Source organism: Bacteroides sp. An279, from assembly GCF_002159615.1.
Taxonomy (GTDB): Bacteria; Bacteroidota; Bacteroidia; order Bacteroidales; family Bacteroidaceae; genus Phocaeicola; species Phocaeicola intestinalis.
This window is the reverse complement of sequence record NZ_NFJA01000018.1, coordinates 1-22,669: the sequence shown is the minus strand read 5'-3', so window position 1 is coordinate 22,669 and position 22,669 is coordinate 1. Positions and strand designations below refer to the sequence as shown.

Genomic DNA, 22,669 nt, shown 5'->3' with positions numbered 1-22,669 from the left:
AGTGGATAATTTGCTTAAGCATAACTATCCACTATCTCAGTCATCTACCTTACTCCGCATTGTCGTCAAAATCATCAATACGGGTTATTTTTTTAATATTGTTGATTTTCTTCAAATTGTTGCAGATGGTGTTTACATCATTCACATCGTGTACGTAGAGCTGGATGCGTGCTTCGAAGATGCCGTCTTCCGACTCGATGTACAGTTTATGAATATTGACATTCAGCTGTTGGGATATCACTTCGGTTACTTTATTCAGCACACCGATTTCGTCTATACCTTTTATATATACATTGACAGGGAAAACCAACGCTTTTCCTGTCTGCCATTGCACAGCTATCAGTCTGTTACCGAAACTGGTTTTCAGTTGAGTGGCAATAGGGCATTGGCGTTTATGTATGACAATACGGTTATTGTCGTCAATGTATCCCAATACATCATCTCCCGGTATAGGCTTACAGCAATCAGCCAGGATATAATTTTTCTGGATAGCATCGGGAGTGAGTTTGACAATTTCTTTCTTGTCGATGTTGAGCGGCTTCTTTTCAGATTCTCCTTTATTTTCCTGTTGTTTTTGTTTGTTACCACCAAAAGCAAAGCTGATATATTTTTTCCAGTTTGTAGTATTCGGCTTTTCTTTCAGCTCATTTTTATCAGGCTCACCCAGTGTAAATACACCTTGCCCCACAGCCAATGCCAGTTCTTCGTAAGTCTTTACCTGATGCTTATCACATAACTTACGGATGTTTTCGTCAGTATTGGGCAGACCTTCCTGTTGGAAAAATTGAACTATCAGGTCTTCTCCCCGTTGTTGCTGCTCGCGTCTTTCACGTTTTAAGATAGCCTGTATCTTAGCTTTTGCTTTGGCTGTAGTAGCAAAATTAATCCATGAAGGTTGCACTTTTTGCGATTTGGAAGTGAGGATTTCCACCTGATCTCCACTTTGCAACTTGTGACTAAGTGGAACCAGTTTATGATTGACTTTTGCACCGATACAATGGCTACCCAAGAAAGTATGGATAGAGAAGGCGAAATCGAGTGCGGTACAGTTTTGTGGCATCGTCTTGATTTCTCCTTTCGGAGTAAATACGAATATTTCGGACGCAAAGAGATTCAGTTTAATAGTGTCAAGAAAGTCAAGAGCATCAGGTTGCGGGTCATCTAGGATTTCTTTGATAGTCTTAAGCCATTTGCTCAGTTCTCCTTCGTCTTCGCTTCCTCCGCCCTCTTTGTATTTCCAATGTGCGGCGAACCCCTGTTCAGCTACATCGTTCATCCGTTCACTACGTATCTGCACTTCAATCCATTGTCCTTTGTTGCTCATCAAAGTAACATGAAGAGCCTGGTAGCCGTTAGCTTTCGGATGACTTACCCAATCGCGCAAACGGTCGGGATGCGGTTTGTAGATACGCGAGATGGCCACATAAATATCGAAGCAGTCGTTCAATTCTTCCTCCTGATTACGAGGCGTAAAAATAATCCGTACAGCAAGAATGTCGTATATTTCCTCGAACGTGATGTGTTTAGCCTGCATCTTATTCCAGATAGAGTAAGGCGACTTCACACGCGCAATAATGCGATAGGGAATCCCCATCTTGTCAAGTTGTTCGCGAATAGGTGCTGTAAATTCGGCAAATAATGTGTCACGTTCCGCCTGAGTGGCTTGCAACTTGTTTTGAATTTCTTGATAAGTCTCAGGATGCTCGTACTTGAAACTCAAATCTTCCAACTCTGTCTTAATACGGTTCAGCCCCAGACGGTTGGCCAGCGGAGCATAAATGTACAAAGTCTCACCCGCAATTTTATATTGCTTGCTCGGAAGCATTGAGCCCAGTGTACGCATATTATGCAGGCGGTCGGCTATCTTAATCAGGATGACACGTATGTCATCGTTCATTGTAAGAAGTAACTTTTTAAAGTTTTCTGCTTGCGCCGATGCACGGTCGCCAAAAATACCTCCCGATATTTTAGTAAGCCCATCAACTATTTGCGCGATTTTAGGCCCGAATAAATTCTCAATGTCTTCTACGGTATAATCGGTATCTTCTACTACATCGTGCAATAGAGCGGCACAGATGGAAGTAGAACCCAAGCCAATTTCCACGCAGGCGATGCGTGCAACGGCGATGGGGTGTAGAATATATGGTTCACCCGACCGGCGTCTTACTCCTTTATGCGCTTGTCGGGCGAAGTTGAAAGCCTTTGTAATTATTTCTACTTTTTTGCGGTGTCTGCTTTCTAAATATCGGTCCAACAATTCCTGGAAAGCATCGTCTATCAGCTTCCCGTCAGCTTGTTCCTGAGTCAATTTTTCGTCCGTCATGGTAGTCCATCTTAAATCAATAGTGCAAAATTAGGAAAAATCAGTAATTTTGCAAGAAATATGGACATTTTTTCTTCACCTATCGGATACGGATAGATTTTCCTGCACGGATATTGCTTCCTCGGATACCATTCAAGCGCCGTATCTGCGATACGCTGACACCATATTTACGTGCAATTCCTCCCAATGTTTCCCCATTACGGATACGGTGATACACGGCTTTGGGTTCAGGAATATCCACGGTGGAACGCCGGGTAAGATAAGTTTCCGGTTTATAATTATAAATGCTATCTTCATGATCGATGAAATAACTCATCGTCTTGCTTGGAAGCCGTAAAGCATAAGGCTGTTCGTTGCCTGGTACCACATCTTTCTTAAACTCCGGATTCAAGGCACGCAACTCGTCAATATTGATGTTGCACACCTCTGCCACTTGTTGCAAATGGAGCGGACGTGAAATATGAATGGTGTCCGTCCCTTCAGGCAACTTCATTTCCATCGGACTAATATTGTGCTCGCAATAGTAAGTCATAATGTAATTGGCTGCGATGAAGGCCGGTACATATCCGCGAGTTTCTTTAGGCAAGTAATTATACAGTTGCCAGAAATCTTTTTCCCCGTCGGCACGGCGAATAGCCTTATTTATAGTACCGGGTCCACAATTGTATGCAGCAAGTACCAAGTTCCAGTCATGATAAATGTCGTACAAATCTTTCAAGTAACGGGCGGCGGCACGAGTCGACTTGATAGGGTCACGACGTTCGTCTACAAAGCTGGTCACCTTCAGTCCATAGACTTTTCCGGTGTTCAGCATGAACTGCCATAAGCCTACAGCTCCTTGACGAGATGCAGCCATCGGGTTCAACGCCGATTCGATGACGGGCAGGTACTTCAGTTCCAGCGGCAGGTTATAGAGATCGAGTGCTTCTTCGAAGATGGGCATGTAGAAGTTATTTGCGCTCAACATGAATGCCACTTTCTGACGCAAGCGAGTCGCATACATGTCGATAAATTTACGCACAACTTCGTTATACGGCATTTCGATGATAGCAGGAATGCGTTGCAGCCGATCGATATAGACGGAGTCGCTCACATCCGGATTCCCGGCATTCATCTCACAGTTTTCACCGATGTTGATGTAGTTTTTCGATATCCAGTCGAGATACAAGCTATCAGTTTCCGACAACATGCCTTCGGGTAATCCGATAACTTCTTCCGTCCCCGACTCCGAGCGGACGGTTATACTGTTTTCGTCCGTCTGTTGCGCATAAAGGGTCGATGCCCCTAACATACTTAGTATACCAATACACAGTTTTTTCATCATATCTTAAAAATTAATACTGCATCGCAAGCCTATGCCTTGTGGTAGCCCACGGTGCGGGTCATTAAATATAGCAGGTTGCCATGTCATGCTCAAGTCGTTGGAGATGTCGAAGTTTGACAATTCAGCATCCACGTATGCATCGACCACCGATAGCAGGTACACGCCGATAAAGGCGAAAATACTAAGGTCTCGCTGGCGCCGGTATACGTCTTTCCGTCGCTGGAACAGGTCTTGAAAATAGCTTAACTGATTGAAGACATCTTCTTGGGTGTATCCCAGCGGTAAGAAATCCATATAGCTATCATTGGCAGGATTGTCACTCATGATGTCCTGATATGCCTGAGAGTAATCTTTATACATTTGTCCATTCCACGTCAAGGCATAGATACATCCTACGAAACCGCCGTAGATGATGGGCAGTTTCCAATATTTATGGTTATAAATTTGTCCTGCTCCCGGTATGGCAAGCGAAAGCCAAATGGCACTATTGGCATTGGGAGTCCATTTTTTCTTCTGGATTTCCATCTTCGGCATCTGCTGCTGGATAGAGTCGTTCTTACGGGCAAGCAAGGCAGTATCTACCGGTGCTTCCAGTGCCTCAATGCGTTGCCTTTGCCAAGCCAGCGTGTCAAGCAAAGCAAGGCTGTCTGCCCGGTTCTGAGCACGTATAGAGTCTGCTTTTAATATTCCTTCACGATGCTTGCGGGCACGCTGGGCATATACATCCGTACTTTCTCCAAATAAGAAGCAAAACAAAAATACAAAGGTTGTCAGGTATGTCAATGGTTGCTTTTCCAAAACAGTCTGCTTTTATTCTTTAGGTTGTAACGAATCCAATATCTCCATAATCCGTTCCAGGTCGGCTTCACTATTGAAGGGAATACTGATTTTTCCTTTTCCTTTGTTGCTGCACGAAAGTTGCACCTTGGTTCCAAAGAAAGAACACAAGTGATTTTGCAAGAGGGTATATTCTTCAGATAGTTTGGCTCCTTTAGGGGTTATTTTCTTTCCGCCCGACTCTACACTTTCGCCCACGGAGAGTGCCTTGACGATTTCTTCTACTTTCCGCACCGAATAACCTTGCGAAATGATTTCATTGAAGATGCGTATCTGAGTCTTGGGATCGTCTAATGCCAGCAAGGCACGGGCATGTCCCATATCTATTTCCTTGTTCTTCAATGCCACCTGGATAGGGGCAGGCAATTTGAGCAGACGCAGGTAATTGGCAATGGTAGCGCGTTTCTTTCCCACGCGGTCGCTCAGTCTTTCCTGGGTCAGTCCGTATTGCTCGATGAGGTGCTGGTAGGCAAGGGCGATTTCCAGCGAGTTAAGGTCCTCGCGCTGGATGTTCTCTATCAGTGCCATTTCCATCACATTTTCATCATCAGCCGTCCGGATGTAGGCAGGTATGGTTTTCAGTCCAGCCTGTATAGCAGCCCGGTAACGCCGTTCGCCTGCTATAATCTGGTAAGAGTCTTCATTCAGTTGGCGCAAGGTAATGGGCTGGATGATGCCTATCTCTGCAATCGAGTCGGCAAGTTCTTGCAAAGCTATCGGGTCGAACTCGCGCCTAGGCTGGTTCGGATTGACCGATATCTTATCCAACTCTATTTCATTGATGGACGAAGAGCCCGAGGTCTTGATTTCCTCGTTGGTAGAAATCAAGGCGTCAAGTCCTCTGCCCAATGCATATTTCTTTTGTACCGCCATGTCTTGTTGCGTAATTATTACGGGTCGTTATTGTTTTGTGTTCTTGTTGATTATCTCATTGGCAAGCGCCAGATAGTTCTTGGCTCCTGTCGAATCGGCATCATACAGGATGGCAGGGATTCCATGGCTGGGTGCCTCGCTCAGTTTTACATTACGCTGGATGATGGTCTTGAATACCAGTTCCTGAAAATGGCGTTTCACCTCGTCATAAATCTGATTTGCCAGACGCAAGCGCGAGTCGAACATGGTCAGCAAGAATCCTTCTATTTCAAGCGAAGGATTCAGCTTCGTCTTGATAATCCGTATGGTATTCAGCAGTTTGCTGATTCCTTCCAGTGCGAAATACTCGCATTGCACCGGAATAATGACCGAATCGGCCGCGGTCAAGGCATTGATGGTAATCAGCCCCAACGAAGGCGAACAGTCTATCAAAATGTAGTCGTACTCGCTTGCCATCGGAGACAACGCCTTCTTCATGATTTTCTCGCGGTTATCCAAGTTCAGCATTTCTATTTCCGCCCCTACCAGGTCAATGTGTGAAGGGACGATGTCCAATCCGTCAATATCGGTCGTGTAAATGGCTTCCCGTATGTCGTTCTGGTTAATCAGACATTCGTAAATGGAACAATCGATGTCTTTCAGGTCGACTCCCAGTCCCGACGAAGCATTTGCCTGTGGGTCAGCGTCTATTACCAATACTTTCTTTTCGAGTGTAGCCAATGATGCAGCCAAGTTTATGGTAGTGGTAGTTTTCCCTACCCCACCTTTCTGGTTGGCCAAAGCAATTATTTTTCCCATATTAATCAGTTTATCTGATTGCGAAGTAACAAATAATTGGCGAAATAGCGTATCTCATTCTTGCAACATTTTGCAAAACTGTTGATAACTTATGCCGGTTGTTAATAACTTCGCGGGGCAAATATAACGATTTCTGTGCAATAATCAGCCTTGCTTTGTGAAGATTAATCAAGCCTTGTGTAAAATTAACTGATATCATGCTTTTGCACACAGGTGGAAAGAGCCATGCACTTATATGCGGGAAAGCTTTCATACAAGTGCCAGCCCGCACGAAGCTATCTGCATTAAATGCATTGAGGAGTTTCGTCATTTTGGCACATTGGCAAATTTATTGTACCTTTGCGTCTGCAAGAACAGATATATAAATCAAGGAATATATGACAAAGAAAAGACCTCTGCTGCTGTTGTCGAATGATGACGGCATAAATGCCAAAGGGATACATGAACTGATCCGTGCCTTACGCCCGGTAGGAGATTTGATTGTAGTAGCCCCCGACGGTCCCCGTTCGGGAGCTTCGGGTGCCATCACATCTGCTTCTCCCATACAATATGCCTTGCTTCAGCAGGAAGCAGGGCTGGCTTTGTACAAATGTTCGGGCACTCCAGTCGATTGCGTAAAACTGGCATTGCATGCCATTGTGCCTGCCGTGCCCGATTTGGTGATTGGCGGAATCAACCACGGAGACAACTCTTCGGTAAATGTGCATTATTCGGGCACAATGGGAGTGGTTATTGAAGGTTGTCTGAAAGGGATTCCTTCCATAGGCTTTTCGTTGTGCAACCACAGTGCCGATGCTGATTTTTCTGCTACATTGCCCTACGTACGCCGTATCGTGGAAGAAACCCTGGCAAAAGGACTGCCCGAGGGGATATGCCTGAACGTGAATTTCCCCGACACCTCAGATTTAGAAGGAGTACTGATATGCCGGCAGACACACGGTGTATGGACGAACGAGTTTGTAAAAGCCGACCATCCGAGGGGCGGAAACTATTTCTGGTTAACAGGCGAATACAAGAATCTGGAGCCTGATGCCGAAGACACCGACCATTGGGCATTGGCACACAATTATGTGGCGATAACTCCGACCCAAATCGACGTAACCGCCTATGCTATGGTACGTGAACTGAAAACGTGGAACTTTGACGTATGAAATATTATCTGATAGTAGGAGAAGCATCGGGCGACCTGCATGCATCCAATCTGATGCGTGCATTGCTCCAGGAAGACCCCAAGGCAGAATTCCGGTTCTTCGGAGGTGACTTGATGAAAGAAGTGGGCGGCACGTGTGTCCGGCATTACAAATCACTGGCATACATGGGATTCATCCCTGTACTATTACACCTGCGGACGATTCTCCGCAACATGGAATTCTGCAAGAACGATGTGGAAGCCTGGAATCCTGATGTGCTGATACTGGTGGATTATCCGGGTTTCAACCTGAAAATAGCCCAGTACATCAAGCTGCACACCGAAATCCCCATCTTTTACTACATTTCCCCTAAGATATGGGCATGGAAAGAATACCGCATCAAAAACATCCAGCACGATGTAGACGCAATGTTTTCCATCTTGCCGTTCGAGGTGGAGTTTTATCAGAGATACCATTTCCCGGTACATTATGTGGGCAATCCGTGCGTGGATGCCGTCGATGCTTTCCGGAAAAACTTCAACGAAACATTCGAAACTTTCGTCTCTGCACATAACTGGGAGCAGAAACCGATTATCGCTTTACTTGCAGGGAGCAGAAAACAAGAGATAAAAGACAACCTGCGTAGGATGATAAAGGCCTCACGATATTTTCCAGACTATCAGTTTGTAGTAGCCGGTGCTCCGGGCATTGAGGCAGACTTTTACCGCCGGTACATGGATGCAGATACAAAGATAGTCTTTGGCGAAACTTATCGTTTGCTTTCCCATGCTACAGCGGCACTGGTCACTTCGGGTACAGCCACGCTTGAGACTGCACTTTTCCGTACGCCTCAGGTAGTATGCTATTACACCGCTGCAGGAAAACTGGTCTCGCTATTGAGACGTATGATTCTAAAAGTACCCTTTGTATCATTGGTCAACTTGATAGCCGGCAAGGAAGTCGTGACCGAACTGGTAGCAGGTGATATGCAGGTAAAAGCAATCAAACAAGAATTGTCATACATCTTGCCAGGCAGCGAGCGACGTAAACGGATGCTGGAAAATTACGATTGCCTGATACAGATTCTAGGAAAGGCTGGAGCATCCGGACGGGCTGCCCGCCAGATGCTGCAAGCCTTGTCGGCATATAAGAAACGGTTATATCAATGAAAGAATATATAAGTAAACCACAGCTGCAGGTACCGCCATCAGTGTACTATCGAAACGGTCGAGCATACCTCCGTGTCCAGGCAGGATGTTTCCCGAATCCTTGATGCCCAATGTCCGTTTGAAAAGTGACTCGGTCAGGTCTCCCCATGTGCCGAACACCACGATGGTCAATCCTAAGCCAATCCACTCACCCATTGTGAGAAAGGTAAAATAATGAGAGAGCACAACAGCTGCAATGATGCAAAACACAGCCCCGCCAATTGAGCCTTCCCATGACTTTTTAGGAGATATACGTTCAAACAAACGGTGCTTTCCGAACAGCATACCCGTACAATAAGCTCCGGTATCGTTTATCCATGTAAAGATAAAAATAGACAAAGGTAATACCGGATTATACTGCGAAACGCTAGTCGCTGCACTGTTGTGATAAGCCAGCAGGTTCAGCAAGGCAAACGAAAGACCGATGTAGAGCTGGCTCATCATAGAATATGCCCAATTGTTGATAGGGTCTTTTTGCTGCTTATACAATTCACTGATAAACAAATACAAGATAAGAAACAGGTAAGGTATGAATATTTCGTTACTTCCCGGAACGACTCCAATGTATCCGAAGCAAAGAAACAAGAACACTCCTGCCAGGATAGTGATAGATTTGTTCATCTGTACCTGACCGGTTGCGTTCACCAGTGTGCCAAATTCGTTGATGGTCAGTGCACTGATGACGCAAAACAGAATGGTGAACGAGATAGGACCTCCTAGAATACATCCTACCAATACGGCGACAAAAATGACACCTGTAATAGTCCGTTGTAGAAAATTATTTTTCATGGTACTTATGTTTATCCATCAACCGAGGCTGTCTCAAAATAAAAAACGACAATCAAAAAGTAAGGTCATTCTGAGTGCCTATTTCCTGCGGAAAATGGGCACTCAGAATGACAAAATGAAAGCCCATTTCTATTTTGATACACCCTCGATTGACTTATTTACTTGTTTTCACCAGTTTGCTCCGAAGTCTTTGGGGACTCCTCTTCCTGTCCTTCGTTTTCTTCCCGGGCAGCATTTTCAGGCAATGCTTTAGACTGTCCGGCTTCTATTTGGGCCGTTTCAGACTTATGCTCCTCTGCCATGATTTCTTCCGAGCGGGAAGTCCAAGGCCGTTTGCCGAATATTTTTTCCACGTCTTCGGCAAAAATCACTTCACGCTCTATCAACATCTGCGCCAGTTGTGCATGTCCTTCACGGTGTTGTTGCAACAGCTCTTTAGCACGAGCGTACTGCTCATTGATCATTTTCTGCACTTCCTGATCAATGATTTCAGCAGTATGTTCACTGTAAGGTTTATTAAATGCGTACTCATCATTGTTATAATAGCACAGGTTGGGCAATTTGTCGCTCATGCCGGCAAAAGCTATCATGGCGTAAGCCTGTTTGGTGACACGCTCCAAGTCATTCATGGCACCCGTGGAGATTTGTCCGACACAAATCTCTTCTGCCGCACGTCCTCCCAGGGTAGCACACATTTCATCCAACATTTGTTCCTTGGTAGTAAGTTGGCGTTCTTCCGGCAAATACCAGGCAGCCCCCAATGCCCTTCCACGGGGGACAATGGTTACTTTGATCAGCGGGTTGGCATGCTCCAACAGCCAAGACACAGTGGCATGTCCTGCCTCATGCAGGGCTATGGCACGTTTTTCAGCAGCGGTCATTACTTTTGTCTTCTTTTCCAGACCTCCCACTATGCGGTCGATAGCAGCCAAGAAATCATCCTTTCCCACCGATTCCTTCGAGTGACGTGCCGCTATCAAGGCAGCTTCATTACACACATTGGCAATGTCAGCACCGCTGAATCCCGGTGTCTGGCGTGCCAGCAAGTCTACATCAACGGTATTATCCAGCTTCAACGGACGCAAATGTACACCGAATACTTCTTTCCGTTCGTTCAAGTCGGGCAAGTCTACATAAATCTGCCGGTCGAAACGTCCTGCACGTAATAATGCCTTATCCAAAATATCTACACGGTTAGTCGCAGCCAAAATGATGACTCCACTATTCGAGCCGAATCCATCCATCTCAGTCAGCAACTGGTTCAAGGTATTTTCACGCTCGTCATTACCTCCCATGTTCGGGTTTTTTCCACGGGCACGTCCTACGGCATCTATTTCATCAATAAAAATAATACAGGGAGATTTTTCTTTGGCTTGGCGAAACAGATCCCGCACACGCGATGCCCCTACGCCCACAAACATCTCTACGAAATCGGAACCCGAAATCGAAAAGAACGGCACATCGGCTTCACCTGCCACTGCTTTGGCAAGCAAAGTCTTTCCTGTCCCCGGAGGACCTACCAGCAAAGCTCCTTTAGGAATTTTTCCTCCCAGCTTCGTATATTTTTCCGGGTCTTTCAGGAAGTCCACGATTTCCTGCACTTCTTGTTTAGCGGCAGCCTGACCAGCCACATCTTTGAATGTCACACGGTTGGCACCTTTTTCGAACAATTGTGCTTTGCTTTTTCCTACATTGAATACACCTCCAGTTCCCCCTGGCCCTGCACCTCCGCTCATGCGCCGCATGGCATAAATCCAGATGGCTATCAGCAGCAAAAACGGAAATATGTTCCAGAAAATCATTCCAAAATAGTTATTCCGCTTTTCATAACTGACAGACCCCGTAAAGTGTCCATTAGCCTGTTCTTCATCAAGAAATTTATCCAATGTATCTATAGAACCGACTTGAATAGTCACAGCAGGACTTTTTCCGACTTTGCTGGCATCTTGTTTGAATACATCCACGATGTGTTCAGGTTTGATAAACATCTCCACCGTGTTATCGTCATAAGCGATGATTTTGCTGGCATATCCTTTTTTTACCATTTCCTTAAATTCGGTATAGGATATTTCTTTGTTTGCACTGCCTTCATCACTTGACAAGTAAAGAAAGCCGAATACAAGCGCTATTACCACGTAAAGCCACGTCAGGTTAGGACGAGGCACATTGATTTTAGGCTTATTGTTCGGAGTATTATTGATATTGTTGTTTTGATTTTCGCTCATGATGTATATGAAAATGAATGGTTAGTCCAAATCAGGGATTGTTGTTAGTTTTGCATCTGCCCAAAGATTCTCCAAATTATAGAAAGAACGGACTTCGGGCAAGAATACATGCACCAGAATATCGCCATAATCCATGGCTATCCATTGTGCATTGCGCACTCCGTCCATACCGTATACTCTTTCTCCGGTCGTTTTTTTTACATACTCTTTTACCGAATCTGCAATAGCCAAAACTTGACTGGAGGAATTTCCTTGGCAAATGATGAAATACTTACAGATGGTATCTCCTATATTGGTTAAGTCTGCGATTACGATGTTTTTGCCTTTTTTCTCTTGAATGCCTTCTGTTATTTTTTGCACTAAAAGTTTTGTTTCGTTCATTACGTTCTGTCCTTTGTTTTGTTTTAAAAATTTGTTTTTAATGGTTTCTTCTCTATTAATATAAAGAGAACATGCGGCAAATATACTTGGTTTTCTGTACATCACGAAAGATTGACACTTAATTCTCTCTTTCTTTTGTATTTTTTTGAAAAAAAACTTCAAAATCCTTGCTATGTTAGAGAAAAGTTGTACCTTTGCAGCGTCAAAATCGTAACATCGGTTAATGACATGATTTTGGGCTATGGTGTAATGGTAACACAACAGATTCTGGTCCTGTTTTTCTTGGTTCGAATCCGAGTAGCCCAACTTCAATAAGTGATTGTCTCCAGGGAGGAGATAATTATATTATGTGTTTGGGCTATGGTGTAATGGTAACACAACAGATTCTGGTCCTGTTTTTCTTGGTTCGAATCCGAGTAGCCCAACATAAAAAAGACCGTTTCAAACTTGATTTGAGACGGTCTTTTCATTTAAAAACTGTTTTGAATTTCTACAAAAAGTTTGTCAAGCCGGATTTTGCGCCCGTACACATTATGTCCATCGGATTCTTTTCCAAGCCAAACCAGAACATTATATTTTGCGCGGTATGAAATTGTGCATTTTCTCACCACAGAGGACACAAAGTACCACAGAGGAAAAATTAAAAAAACACTGTGCACCTCTGTGTCTGTGGTAAGAAACATGACTGCCTTGCTTGTAAGATTATTAATCTTCACGCCGAAAGATTATTAATCTTCACGCTGTAAGATTGATAATCTTACAAACGATACAGTAAAGACAACACACCGTTCAAAGCATAGAATCGCTCATGCAACCTAATCCATTTCTATTCCATATATTCTGTGTAAAACCTGTGTAACAAGTCTGCAAATTCCTCCGGCAATCTTTTCAAGACTTCTTCCCGAATAGTTTCGGGAACACCTCCATAATAGGCCTCGGCAATGCTTCCGGCAATGGCACCCATCGTATCAGTATCGCCACCTAACGAGACAGCCAGTCGGACAGCACTTTCGTAATCAGCACTTTCCAAAAATGCGATAATAGATTCGGGAACAGAGCCTTGACACCGGGAATCGAAACGATAAGCGGGGCGTATCTCATCGCATGTACGGTCCAGATTGTAATGGAAAGTTTCCTCGATGTATGCCTTAATAGCTTCTTTCGGATGATTCTTGCGTGCCAGGAAAATGCAGGCAGCAGTAGCTTGTGCACCTTTGATACCTTCAGGATGATTATGAGTAACCGATGCACTTTCCCGAGCCGCATCTAAGGTTTCCTCAAGTGTACCGAATACCCATCCCACAGGGCTGACCCGCATGGCAGCTCCGTTTCCAAAACTATTATAAGGCTGAGGATACTCCTCTTTCAACCATTTCTTAAACATACCTCCGTACCCGGCATGGGGATACCTGCGTCCAAGGTCCTGCATAATGTCCGTCAGGCTTCCTTTCTCCAGCAACCAGCGAACATTAGCTACGGTCATTACGGTATCGTCGGTAAATTTCGAATCTTTGCCAAACAAAGGAAAGTCTGGGGTTTTACATCCACGCCATTCATAAACCGAACCGATGATATCGCCTGCCGCAGCTCCTGCCAGAAAGTTTTTCGAAGAAGAACGAAGCAAGCGGAGCGTAAGCGCGTCCTGTTCTCCACCGAAATGCTTGCACAACACACGCCGAAACAGGTCGTCTGTAGCTACTTGGTTGAACAGAGTCATACACGAGCGTACTTTCATTGCGTCCAGCGTACCAAATACGCTTTCAGCACTTTTATCCGTATTCAGGAAAACAAGGGTGATTTCGCGCAAGCGATTTCCCAATACAGGATGCTTCAGGTAATCCTGTGCTTCTTTCAAGTCTGCAATACCATAATAATCAGAAGTTTCACTTATACCCAACCCTCTCAGTTGTGGGAATATCCACCAAATCCAATGATTAGTTTTCCGTCCAGCCTTTACCTCGGCAAGAGCTTCTGCATACGTGTTTTGTTGTGCGGTCAAGAATCGGTCTATTTGCATAGTAATAGAATATTAATGTGATACAATCTCCAGTAATACGTTATTCAAACTCCAAGACAAACGTGGTGTTCCATCCGTTAGTGCCGGCACGCAACAAGCTGATGCTCCCTCCCGAAAGTTTCATAATCTGGCGGGAAAGTGAAAGACCGATGCCACTTCCATTGATACGAGTGGTAAAGAAAGGAACAAAAATCTGTTCGGCTTCCTCTTCCGGAATTACCGGACCGTCGTTACTGATATAAATAAAAACATGCTCATCAGCTGCACTGTAGGCACGTATGTGGATGCGCCCTTTGTTCCCACCGATAGACTGTACCGCATTTTTCAAAATGTTTATCAATACTTGCCGAATCAGGTTCGGGTCGGCATACAGCATCAGCTCTACCGGTTCTATCTGCAAAGTAAGTGCCACTGTCTCGGGCACAAGACTCAGCCCTTGTATCTGCTTCAAAAGGTCCATCAGGTAGAAAGGTTCGGGAGAAGGTTTCTGTAAGGCTGAAAATTTGCGGTAACTGTCTACAAACGAAATCAACCCTGTCGATGTCTCGTGAATGGCACGGATACCGTCGTACAATGGACCGTTTACGACATCTTTCCGCTTCAGGAATGTTTCGCTCAGCGAAGAAATGGGAGCGATGGAGTTCATAATTTCGTGGGTCAGTACACGAGTCAGCTTAATCCACGAATCCAATTCCTTTGCGTCCAGTTCATTGCGGATATCGTTCAAAGTAAGGATACGCACATTCTTCCCGCCCAGCTGCATCTCGGTTGCCCGCACCGACAATTGCACATCACCTTTTCCTGTTGTGTACTGAAGATTGCACCGTTCTCCGGCTTTCAGTGTACGCAACAAGTATGGAACTTCGGTACCGAAACGTTCCAGCTGACGTAGCGTGCTAAGTATCGGTATTCCCAACAGCCGCGCAGCTGCCGGATTGGTTTGTACGACAACGTGATTTTCATCCAGTACGATTACCCCTGAACTTACACTCGACAATATTTGTTCGTAGAACCGTTCCCGCTGTTCCATCAGTTGCTTCTGTTCACCCATCAGGCTACCGAACTGGTTCAATGTTTCCTGCAACACACGTTCTCCACCCGAAAAGCCATAAAGAGGCAAGCGGAACGAATAGTCACGGTTACGGATGGCTTCCAGCATCAGCCAGCTTTTCTCACGCAATTGTTGTTGCATCTGATAGGATATCCATGCGACTATAACGCATAATCCTCCTCCTGCAATGCCTGCCCACCAAACCTTTTCCAAGATACCGGCCGTAAGCAATGCTATTCCACCCATCAAAGCTACCAGACGGACAAACGTTGCATAAAACCACTTATAAGCCATACCGTTTCATCTTATTATAAAGCGTTTGCCGGGTTACTCCCAACTTGGCGGCTGCTTGTGACAAGTTGCCGTCACACTGTCCGATAGCTTGCTGAATCATCGTACGCTCCATTTCATCCAAGGTGTGAAATGCCATTTCTGTTTTTTCTTCAGTCCCCGATGCGTTTTCTCTTTCTGCCATATCAGCCAACTGCAACGATTCGGCACGCAACTCACCGTCATCCGCCAAAATCACAGCTTTCTCAATCGTATGCTGCAATTCACGGATATTCCCGTACCACGGATATGCCAATAGCCGGGCTGCCGCATCGGGAGCAAATGTACCGTTGGTCCGTCCGTATTGCTTGGCATAACGTTCCAAAAACATCCGTGCCAGCGGCAAGATGTCTTCTTTGCGTTCACGCAACGAAGGGATATGCAGGTGAATGGTATTGATGCGGTAAAGCAAGTCTTCGCGGAATTCGCCTTTGCGCACCATTTCGTCCAAATCACGGTTGGTGGCACATATCAGGCGGATATTGGTAGGTTGCGGCAGGTTGCTTCCTACCTTGATGAAACTCCGCTTCTGAATGGCGGTCAGCAGTTTTGCCTGCAGGTAATAAGGCAGATTGGCTATCTCGTCCAAAAACAAGGTTCCGCCATCGGCAGCCTCAAAGCGTCCGATACGGTCGGCATGGGCATCGGTGAACGAACCTTTTACATGACCGAACAATTCACTTTCGAACAGCGATTCGGTAATGGCACCCATATCCACCACGACCATCGGTCCGTCTTTCCGGTTCGAAAGGCGGTGTATCTCACGTGCCAGCATATCCTTGCCCGTACCGTTCTCGCCGGTAATCAGAATATTGGCATCCGTAGTGCTGACTTTTTCCACCAATGTACGTAAAGGGCGGATAGCTGCCGAATTGCCCCAATACATTGTCGTATCATTCCCTTCCGAGACCAACATTGCACGTTTTTTCTCCTTTCGTCCGTTGCATACTTTACGATATACATCCAGTAAAGTCTGAATCAACTTGTCATTGTTCCACGGCTTCACGATAAAGTCGGCAGCACCGTCCTTAATCCCTCTTACCGCAAGGTCGATATCGGCGTATGCCGTAAACAGCACCACTGCCGCCTGCGGACGCAATCGACGGATTTCCTTCAGCCAGTAAAGTCCCTCGTTCCCGTTGTTGATGCCCGAAGAAAAGTTCATATCCAGCAATACTATATCTACACCGTTTTGAGCCAGTACAGTCGGTATCGTTACGGGAGAGTCAAGTGTCAGAATCTGCCCGAAATAATCTACCAGCAAATATTGCAAAGAAGTCAAGATGTTGCGGTTATCATCCACCACCAATAAAGTTCCTTGTTTTGCCATTGTTGTTTCTGATTTTTTCAACGCAGATTAACGCGGATTAACGCTGATTTTTATTAATCCGCGAAAATCTACGTTAATCTGCGTTTCATCTTTCTGTCTGCAAAGATACACAAAGAAACAATACGCCCTTTCATAGGAAGTGTCTAATTTTTTGACACCAAGTGTCTAATTTTTTGACACTCCGTCAAATGAGCTTTTTTATAACAAGCAGAAAAACAATCATTTAATTTTCTGGCACGATATTTGTTATTGATTTGACAGAAACAAAGACAAAATATGAAAAAGAATATGAACATACGAAAATCAATGGGCATGCTGCTCTGCCTGTGCAGCCTGTCGGCAACCGCCCAAGAAGCATGGGACATCGACCGCTGCATGGCATACGCTGTAGAACACAACCGTACCGTGAAGCAGCGGAAACTGGAAGCCGACAACTACCGGCTGGACAAGATAGAGGCTATCGGGCAATTCCTGCCCGGAGTAAGCGGAAGCGTGAGTGCACAGTACAGTTACGGACGTTCGGTAGACCCCGGAACCAACACCTACATCTCACAATCTACGTTCAACAACGGCTATGCCATGGAAGGCTCGATGCCTATCTTTCAGGGAGGAAGCCTTATCAACCAAGTGCGGCGGGCAAGAGCGAACGAACTGTTAGGCAAAGCCGCCCTGCAGGAAGCGAAAGACAATACCGCACTCGAAACCTTCCAGGCATACATCGACGCTCTTTATTACTACGGAACAACCCGTCTGGCAGAACAGAAGCTGGTAGAAAGCGACTCATTAGTTTACAAGACCCGCCGACAAGAAGCGTTGGGGCTGAAAGGCATGGCGGACGTGGCACAAATGGAAGCCCAGCAAGCCACCGATGCCTACAACCTGACCCATCAGCGCAACCTCTATGAGACGGCAATGCTCACCCTGAAGCAGACGATGAACTATCCCGTAGCGGATACCCTCGTGCTCGACACCCGGCTGATAGACACACCCGTCATCGAACAGGTGCGGCTCTCGGCAGACAACGCCGACGATGTGTTCCGCATCGCCCTCAACTGCAACCCCACCCTGCGCCAGTCGGAGATGAACAAGCAAGTGGCGCGGATGAACCGCAAAATATCGTGGGGCTCGCTCTTCCCCACCATCAGCATCTTCGGCGGTATCTCCTCCTCTTATTATAAAGAGTTACACCAAAGCGGCTACGACAACTTCGCCGACCAGATGAAGAACAACTTCGGTTCCTACTTCGGCATCTCGATGAGCATCCCCATCTTCAACCGCATGTCCGGTTCCATTGGTGTGAAGCAGGCAAAAAACAACTACCTCATCGCCACCCAGCAATACGAGGCACAGAAAGAAGCCTTGCAGAAACTGGTGCTGCAAGCCGTGCAAGACCGCGAAGGATTCCTCAAGGAAAGCCTGCAGATGGAAAAGAAAGTCACCTCCGACTCCATCGCCTACCGCGTCACACGCCGCAAGTTCGAAGAAGGACTGATGACCTCGCTCGATGTGCAGAACAACGCATCCACCCTCCTCGAAAGCCAGACCGGACTGCTGCAAAGCAAACTCACCTACGTAATGAAGTGCCGCCTGGTAGATTATTATAAAGGAGAGGAAATCATTCGGAATGAAGAGAGAAATGCTACTAAAGAAACGCAGATTATCGCAGATTAACACAGATTGGGCTTAATCATTAAAAATTATAATCTGTGAAAATCTGCGTGAATCTGCGTTTCAAAAAAGAATAAGGAATGAAGAATCGTAAATAGTAAACAGTAAATCGCAAAATCGTAAATTTTAAAATTATGGATATTCAACTCGAAAAGAAAAAAGGCATTCAGAAGAAACACATCCCCTACATCGCAGGCGGCGCGGTCATCCTCGCCCTGCTGGTATGGATTATCTTCGGCAACCACGCATCCACCTTGCGCATCGACGGCGACGCACTCAACATCGCCAACGTCACCTACGGAGAGTTCAACGACTACATCCGCCTCAACGGACAAGTGCAACCCATTTCTATCGTGCAGCTCAGCCCCGAAGAAGGCGGCATCGTGCAGGAAAAAGTAGTCGAGGAAGGCGCGCACGTGAAGAAAGGCGACGTCATCCTCCGCCTGAGCAACTCGAACCTCGACCTGCAGATATTGAACGCCGAATCGGAACTCGCCGAAAAACAAAACCTTTTGCGTAACACGCAAGTGACCATGCAGCAAGACAAGCTGAACAATGAGACCGAAAAAGTACAGCTCGATGTAGACACACGCCGCAAGCTCCGCACCTTCCAACAATACGAACGGCTCTACAACGAACGGCTCATCAGCCGCGAAGAATATTTGCAAGCGCAGGAAGACTACCAGGTGGCGCAGAAACAGCACCAGCTCATCACCGAACGCCTTGTGCAAGACTCCATTTACCGCACCATCCAAATGGACCAGATGGAAGACAACCTGCACAACATGCGGCAAAACGTCCTCCTCATCCGCGAGCGCAAGGACAAGCTGGAAGTGCGTGCCCCGATAGACGGAGAACTGGGACTGCTGGATGTGGAACTGGGACAGAACATCACTGCCGGACAGATGGTAGGCCAAATCAACGACCTTTCCGACTTCAAGATTGAAGCGATGATAGACGAGCACTACATCGACCGCGTCACCAACGGGCTGCCAGCCACCTTCGAACGGCAGGGAGCAACGTTCAGCCTCAAGGTGCGCAAAGTCTACCCCGAAGTGCGCGAAGGACGTTTCCGCACCGACCTTGTCTTCGAAGGCAACCGCCCCGAAAATATCCGCAGCGGACAGACGTATTACATCGATTTGCAATTGGGCGAACCGACCCAAAGCGTCCTCATCCCGAAAGGCACATTCTTCCAAGTAACGGGCGGCAACTGGATTTTCGTCCTCGACAAGGACGGCAAGAAAGCATACCGCCGCCAGATACGCATCGGACGCCAGAACCCCCAATACTACGAGGTGCTGGAAGGCCTAGAGCAAGGCGAACGGGTCATCGTCTCGGGCTACGAAAGCTACAAGGACAACGAAGTGCTCATCCTGAAATGACGGATTTTTCACCACAGATTACACAGATTTATTAAATGAAGAATAATAATTTGATAAATCTGTGTAATCTGTGGTGAAAAAAGCCCGATTCGACCCCTCGAACGATACAACAACCATTAAAAACATGAAATTTATGAAACAGATTATCCTTTCACTCATCGTACTTCTCGGCGCAAGCCTCAACGCCTGCATGGCAAAAGACAACCAGACCAGCGAAACGCGCGACATCAGCGGCTACACTTCCATCCGTATCGACGGCGTGGCAACCGTCCGCTTCACCCAAGGCGACACGTGGGCGTGCCGTATAGAAGGCAAAGCCGAAGAATTGGACCGACTCACCACCACAGTAAAAAACGGCACACTAATCATCGACCAACGGAAAGAGGGCAAACGGGAGCAGAACATTCAAGGTACAACCCTCTATCTCTCCGCCCCCACGCTCGATGAAGTGGAAATAGATGGCGTAGGCACCTTCAAATGCGAAGAACCACTAAAAGCCGAAGACATCCGTTTCGAAATAGACGGCGTCGGCACTATAAAAATCGCCGACCTGCATTGTCAGACAGTACAGATAGATATCGACGGTGTGGGCAAAGGCAATGTCAACGTGTATTGCGATAAGCTGAAAGCTCGTGCCGATGGAGTCAGTTCGCTCAAGCTGAGCGGCAAGGCGCGTTCGGCAGACATCAAAGACGGCTTCTTAAGCAAAATCAATGACCGCCGGCTGAAAGTCGAGGAATAAGTTCACCACAGATTACACAGATTAATAAATTTAAAATGCAGAGCCACAGGGCACGCAGAAAATCAATTGATGAATCTGTGTAATCTGTGGTGAAAAGAAATCGTAAATAGTAAATCGCAAAATCGTAAATAACCACATGAACACCTTAGCACGCAATTTCTCGCATACCTTCCGGCGCTTCTTCACGGCAAGCGTCCTGAACATCATCGGGCTGGCAATCGCCTTCGCCTCCTTCTTCGTCATCATGACGCAGGTGGACTATGATTTGAATTTCAATAAAGGGTATAAGAATTATGAAAAGATATTCCGGCTGGAAATCAAACCCAACGAGGAATGGGGCTGGCAGCTTTGGACTCCGCGCCCCATTGCTGAACTGATTGGCACAGCTTCGCCGCATGTGCAGGCATACGCCATGACCGGATGGGTAAACGACAACGATTATGAAGTGAACGGAAACTTGTTCAACGAAACTACCGCCTTCGGTTTCGGCGACTTTATGAAAGTGTTCCAGCCCGAAATGATAGCGGGTTCTACTGATGCGTTGGAAAAGAAAGACAACGTGCTGATTCCCGCCTCGATGGCTATGCGTATGTTCGGAAGCACGGATGCCGTAGGCAAAATGCTGTTCCAAGGCAAACAATCGGACAACAAACCCGTGACCGTAGGCGGTGTCTACAAAGATTTTCCCGAAAACTCGCAGATAGGCAATCATATTTTTATGCCGTTTGACCCTGACCAAGACAAAAACGACTGGGGAAACTGGAACTACACTTGCTATTACCGGCTGGACAATCCGGCAAATGTTTCCGAAGTGGAAAAGCTGGCTTTCCAGCAGCTTCTTAAAGTTGCGCCAGGCGACTTGAGGGAAGGTCTCAAGCAAGAAAAAGACAATTCCAACTTCTTCAACCTTGCTCCCCTATCGGAAGTGCATTTCTCGAAAATCGGCAACAAGAGCGCCAGCAGCCGCACCACGGTCTACCTGCTCATCTGCGTATCGTTCCTGATTATCATCGTAGCTGCCATTAACTTCATGAACTTCACCCTTGCCGAAACGCCGATGCGCATCAAGAGCATCAACACGCAAAAGGTATTGGGAGCCACTACCGGTTCGTTGCGCAGAGGGCTATTGGCGGAATCCGTACTCATCAGCCTCATAGCCTTTGCGGCATCCATCGTATTGCTGCTCATCTTGCGCGATTCAGGCGTGCAAGACCTCGTGACGGCAAACCTCAGCCTGAGCAAACATCTTCCTTTAATAGCCGCCACGTTCGGCATCAGTATTTTGATTGGCGTGCTGGCGGGATTATATCCTTCTTTCTACGTCACCTCGTTCCCTCCTGCCCTCGTGCTGAAAGGTTCGTTCGGGCTCTCGCCTAAAGGGAGGAAGCTGCGCACGATATTAGTCTGCTTCCAGTTCTTCGTGGCGTTTATGCTCATCATCGCTATCGGAATCATGTACACCCAAAGCCGATACATCCGCACCTCGGAATATGGCTATGACAAGGATGCTATCATCGTGGGCGAAATGACTCAAGAAGCACGGAAGCAAAAAGACGCTGTAGTAGAAGAACTTTCCCGGATATCGGGCGTAGAAGGCGTAGCGTTTTCGCAATTCGTGCTCAATTCGGGAGATACCTATATGAGTTGGGGACGAGGCGAAGGAGACAAGAGCATTAATTTCGCCTGTTTCCCGGTAGACTACCGTTACTTAGACGTAATGGGCATCCGCATTACCGATGGACGTAATTTCAAGCCCAGCGATAATGGCGTGTACATCTTCAATGAAGCCGCACGGAAGAAATATCCATGGATGGCAGTAGATATGCCCTCTACTCCGGGCGACTGGAACGTAGTGGGTTTCTGCGAGAATATCAAGTTCAGCACATTCCGAAACAATGACAGCACCGAACCAATGGCTTTCATTTACGTCAGCAAAGCCAAACTTTGGAGTTACGAAAACACCGTCAACGTCCGCATCTCCGCCGGAACGGACAAGGTAGCCGTTATCCGCTCCCTGCAAAAGGCAATGGAAAAGTTCACGCCGGGGCATGACTTCAACTTCCGGTTCATGGACCAGGTGCTCGACAATGCCTACCGCAACGAACTGCGCTTCACCCGCCAGATATTGCTATTCTCCCTGCTCGCCATCGTCATCAGCATGATAGGCGTGTTCGGGCTCACCATGTTCGAGAGCGAGTACCGCCGCAAGGAGATAGGCATCCGTAAGATATTCGGAAGCACCACGGGCGAAATCCTCC

Annotated in this window: 17 protein-coding genes and 2 tRNA genes; 8 read left to right on the top strand and 11 right to left on the bottom strand. The window is 46.6% G+C overall.

The window, feature by feature from the left end; genetic code table 11:
* Positions 1-49 precede the first annotated feature (49 nt).
* From B5F78_RS05105 to B5F78_RS05085, 5 genes are all read right to left on the bottom strand, one after another.
* Positions 50-2,323, bottom strand: a complete 2,274-nt coding sequence (locus tag B5F78_RS05105; RefSeq protein WP_087406197.1) for a RelA/SpoT family protein — start codon at positions 2,321-2,323, stop codon at positions 50-52.
* 79 nt (positions 2,324-2,402) lie between these two features.
* The gene (locus B5F78_RS05100) at positions 2,403-3,614 is read right to left on the bottom strand and encodes a transglycosylase SLT domain-containing protein (RefSeq protein ID WP_430746806.1); all 1,212 of its coding nucleotides are present in this window, start codon (positions 3,612-3,614) and stop codon (positions 2,403-2,405) included.
* A gap of 36 nt (positions 3,615-3,650) precedes the next feature.
* A complete protein-coding gene (locus B5F78_RS05095; protein WP_239473441.1) occupies positions 3,651-4,445 on the bottom strand; it encodes a DUF5683 domain-containing protein in 795 nt (264 codons plus the stop codon).
* Positions 4,446-4,457: 12 nt separating this feature from the next.
* Positions 4,458-5,357 (bottom strand): ParB/RepB/Spo0J family partition protein, encoded by a 900-nt coding sequence (locus B5F78_RS05090; RefSeq protein ID WP_087250261.1) that lies wholly within the window; start codon positions 5,355-5,357, stop codon positions 4,458-4,460.
* A gap of 27 nt (positions 5,358-5,384) precedes the next feature.
* Entirely contained in the window at positions 5,385-6,155 is a 771-nt protein-coding gene (locus B5F78_RS05085) for a ParA family protein (protein WP_022041296.1), read from the bottom strand.
* Between the two features lie 377 nt (positions 6,156-6,532).
* On the opposite strand from B5F78_RS05085, the gene surE reads away from it, so the two are divergent.
* Positions 6,533-7,306, top strand: a complete 774-nt coding sequence (surE, locus tag B5F78_RS05080) for a 5'/3'-nucleotidase SurE (protein ID WP_022041295.1) — start codon at positions 6,533-6,535, stop codon at positions 7,304-7,306.
* Positions 7,303-8,454 (top strand): lipid-A-disaccharide synthase, encoded by a 1,152-nt coding sequence (lpxB, locus tag B5F78_RS05075; RefSeq protein WP_022041294.1) that lies wholly within the window; start codon positions 7,303-7,305, stop codon positions 8,452-8,454. Before surE ends, lpxB begins: the two co-directional genes overlap by 4 nt.
* Here the strand turns inward: lpxB and B5F78_RS05070 are convergent.
* From B5F78_RS05070 to rsfS, 3 genes are all read right to left on the bottom strand, one after another.
* Positions 8,443-9,282, bottom strand: a complete 840-nt coding sequence (locus B5F78_RS05070; protein WP_022041293.1) for a phosphatidate cytidylyltransferase — start codon at positions 9,280-9,282, stop codon at positions 8,443-8,445. The genes lpxB and B5F78_RS05070 overlap by 12 nt on opposite strands.
* Positions 9,283-9,440: 158 nt before the next feature.
* Complete coding sequence (gene ftsH / locus B5F78_RS05065; RefSeq protein ID WP_087406196.1) at positions 9,441-11,507, bottom strand: ATP-dependent zinc metalloprotease FtsH; 2,067 nt, start codon at positions 11,505-11,507, stop codon at positions 9,441-9,443.
* Between the two features lie 21 nt (positions 11,508-11,528).
* Positions 11,529-11,888, bottom strand: a complete 360-nt coding sequence (gene rsfS / locus B5F78_RS05060) for a ribosome silencing factor (protein ID WP_087207267.1) — start codon at positions 11,886-11,888, stop codon at positions 11,529-11,531.
* A gap of 235 nt (positions 11,889-12,123) precedes the next feature.
* Here rsfS and B5F78_RS05055 point away from each other — a divergent pair.
* Positions 12,124-12,194 (top strand) — tRNA-Gln (locus B5F78_RS05055).
* A gap of 48 nt (positions 12,195-12,242) precedes the next feature.
* Positions 12,243-12,313: transfer RNA gene (locus tag B5F78_RS05050), tRNA-Gln, on the top strand.
* A gap of 401 nt (positions 12,314-12,714) precedes the next feature.
* Here B5F78_RS05050 and B5F78_RS05045 read toward each other — a convergent pair.
* The 3 genes from B5F78_RS05045 to B5F78_RS05035 are packed head-to-tail and all read right to left on the bottom strand — an operon-like array spanning position 12,715 to position 16,616.
* Complete coding sequence (locus tag B5F78_RS05045; RefSeq protein ID WP_087406195.1) at positions 12,715-13,905, bottom strand: DUF1810 family protein; 1,191 nt, start codon at positions 13,903-13,905, stop codon at positions 12,715-12,717.
* 40 nt (positions 13,906-13,945) lie between these two features.
* Positions 13,946-15,250, bottom strand: a complete 1,305-nt coding sequence (locus B5F78_RS05040) for a sensor histidine kinase (protein ID WP_022041288.1) — start codon at positions 15,248-15,250, stop codon at positions 13,946-13,948.
* Positions 15,240-16,616, bottom strand: coding sequence for a sigma-54-dependent transcriptional regulator (locus B5F78_RS05035; protein WP_087406194.1), 1,377 nt, complete (start codon positions 16,614-16,616; stop codon positions 15,240-15,242). The genes B5F78_RS05040 and B5F78_RS05035 overlap by 11 nt, the downstream gene beginning before the upstream one ends.
* A 276-nt stretch (positions 16,617-16,892) precedes the next feature.
* On the opposite strand from B5F78_RS05035, the gene B5F78_RS05030 reads away from it, so the two are divergent.
* From B5F78_RS05030 to B5F78_RS05015, 4 genes are all read left to right on the top strand, one after another.
* Complete coding sequence (locus tag B5F78_RS05030) at positions 16,893-18,287, top strand: TolC family protein (RefSeq protein WP_225226476.1); 1,395 nt, start codon at positions 16,893-16,895, stop codon at positions 18,285-18,287.
* Positions 18,288-18,418: 131 nt separating this feature from the next.
* The gene (locus B5F78_RS05025; protein WP_087406193.1) at positions 18,419-19,669 is read left to right on the top strand and encodes an efflux RND transporter periplasmic adaptor subunit; all 1,251 of its coding nucleotides are present in this window, start codon (positions 18,419-18,421) and stop codon (positions 19,667-19,669) included.
* A gap of 133 nt (positions 19,670-19,802) precedes the next feature.
* Entirely contained in the window at positions 19,803-20,411 is a 609-nt protein-coding gene (locus B5F78_RS05020) for a GIN domain-containing protein (RefSeq protein WP_162608491.1), read from the top strand.
* Between the two features lie 136 nt (positions 20,412-20,547).
* The coding region (locus tag B5F78_RS05015; RefSeq protein ID WP_087406191.1) for an ABC transporter permease at positions 20,548-22,669 on the top strand (2,122 nt) is incomplete at its 3' end.

Excerpts from the sequence above, each read along its gene's own strand:
- lpxB (WP_022041294.1), top strand. The coding sequence starts at position 7,303 with ATGAAATATTATCTGATAGTAGGAGAAGCATCGGGCGACCTGCATGCA.
- B5F78_RS05100 (WP_430746806.1), bottom strand. The coding sequence starts at position 3,614 with ATGTTAGGGGCATCGACCCTTTATGCGCAACAGACGGACGAAAACAGT.
- B5F78_RS05020 (WP_162608491.1), top strand. The coding sequence starts at position 19,803 with ATGAAACAGATTATCCTTTCACTCATCGTACTTCTCGGCGCAAGCCTC.
- B5F78_RS05025 (WP_087406193.1), top strand. The coding sequence starts at position 18,419 with ATGGATATTCAACTCGAAAAGAAAAAAGGCATTCAGAAGAAACACATC.
- B5F78_RS05070 (WP_022041293.1), bottom strand. The coding sequence starts at position 9,282 with ATGAAAAATAATTTTCTACAACGGACTATTACAGGTGTCATTTTTGTC.
- B5F78_RS05090 (WP_087250261.1), bottom strand. The coding sequence starts at position 5,357 with ATGGCGGTACAAAAGAAATATGCATTGGGCAGAGGACTTGACGCCTTG.
- ftsH (WP_087406196.1), bottom strand. The coding sequence starts at position 11,507 with ATGAGCGAAAATCAAAACAACAATATCAATAATACTCCGAACAATAAG.
- B5F78_RS05085 (WP_022041296.1), bottom strand. The coding sequence starts at position 6,155 with ATGGGAAAAATAATTGCTTTGGCCAACCAGAAAGGTGGGGTAGGGAAA.
- B5F78_RS05035 (WP_087406194.1), bottom strand. The coding sequence starts at position 16,616 with ATGGCAAAACAAGGAACTTTATTGGTGGTGGATGATAACCGCAACATC.
- B5F78_RS05045 (WP_087406195.1), bottom strand. The coding sequence starts at position 13,905 with ATGCAAATAGACCGATTCTTGACCGCACAACAAAACACGTATGCAGAA.
- surE (WP_022041295.1), top strand. The coding sequence starts at position 6,533 with ATGACAAAGAAAAGACCTCTGCTGCTGTTGTCGAATGATGACGGCATA.
- B5F78_RS05040 (WP_022041288.1), bottom strand. The coding sequence starts at position 15,250 with ATGGCTTATAAGTGGTTTTATGCAACGTTTGTCCGTCTGGTAGCTTTG.
- B5F78_RS05105 (WP_087406197.1), bottom strand. The coding sequence starts at position 2,323 with ATGACGGACGAAAAATTGACTCAGGAACAAGCTGACGGGAAGCTGATA.
- rsfS (WP_087207267.1), bottom strand. The coding sequence starts at position 11,888 with ATGAACGAAACAAAACTTTTAGTGCAAAAAATAACAGAAGGCATTCAA.
- B5F78_RS05030 (WP_225226476.1), top strand. The coding sequence starts at position 16,893 with ATGAAAAAGAATATGAACATACGAAAATCAATGGGCATGCTGCTCTGC.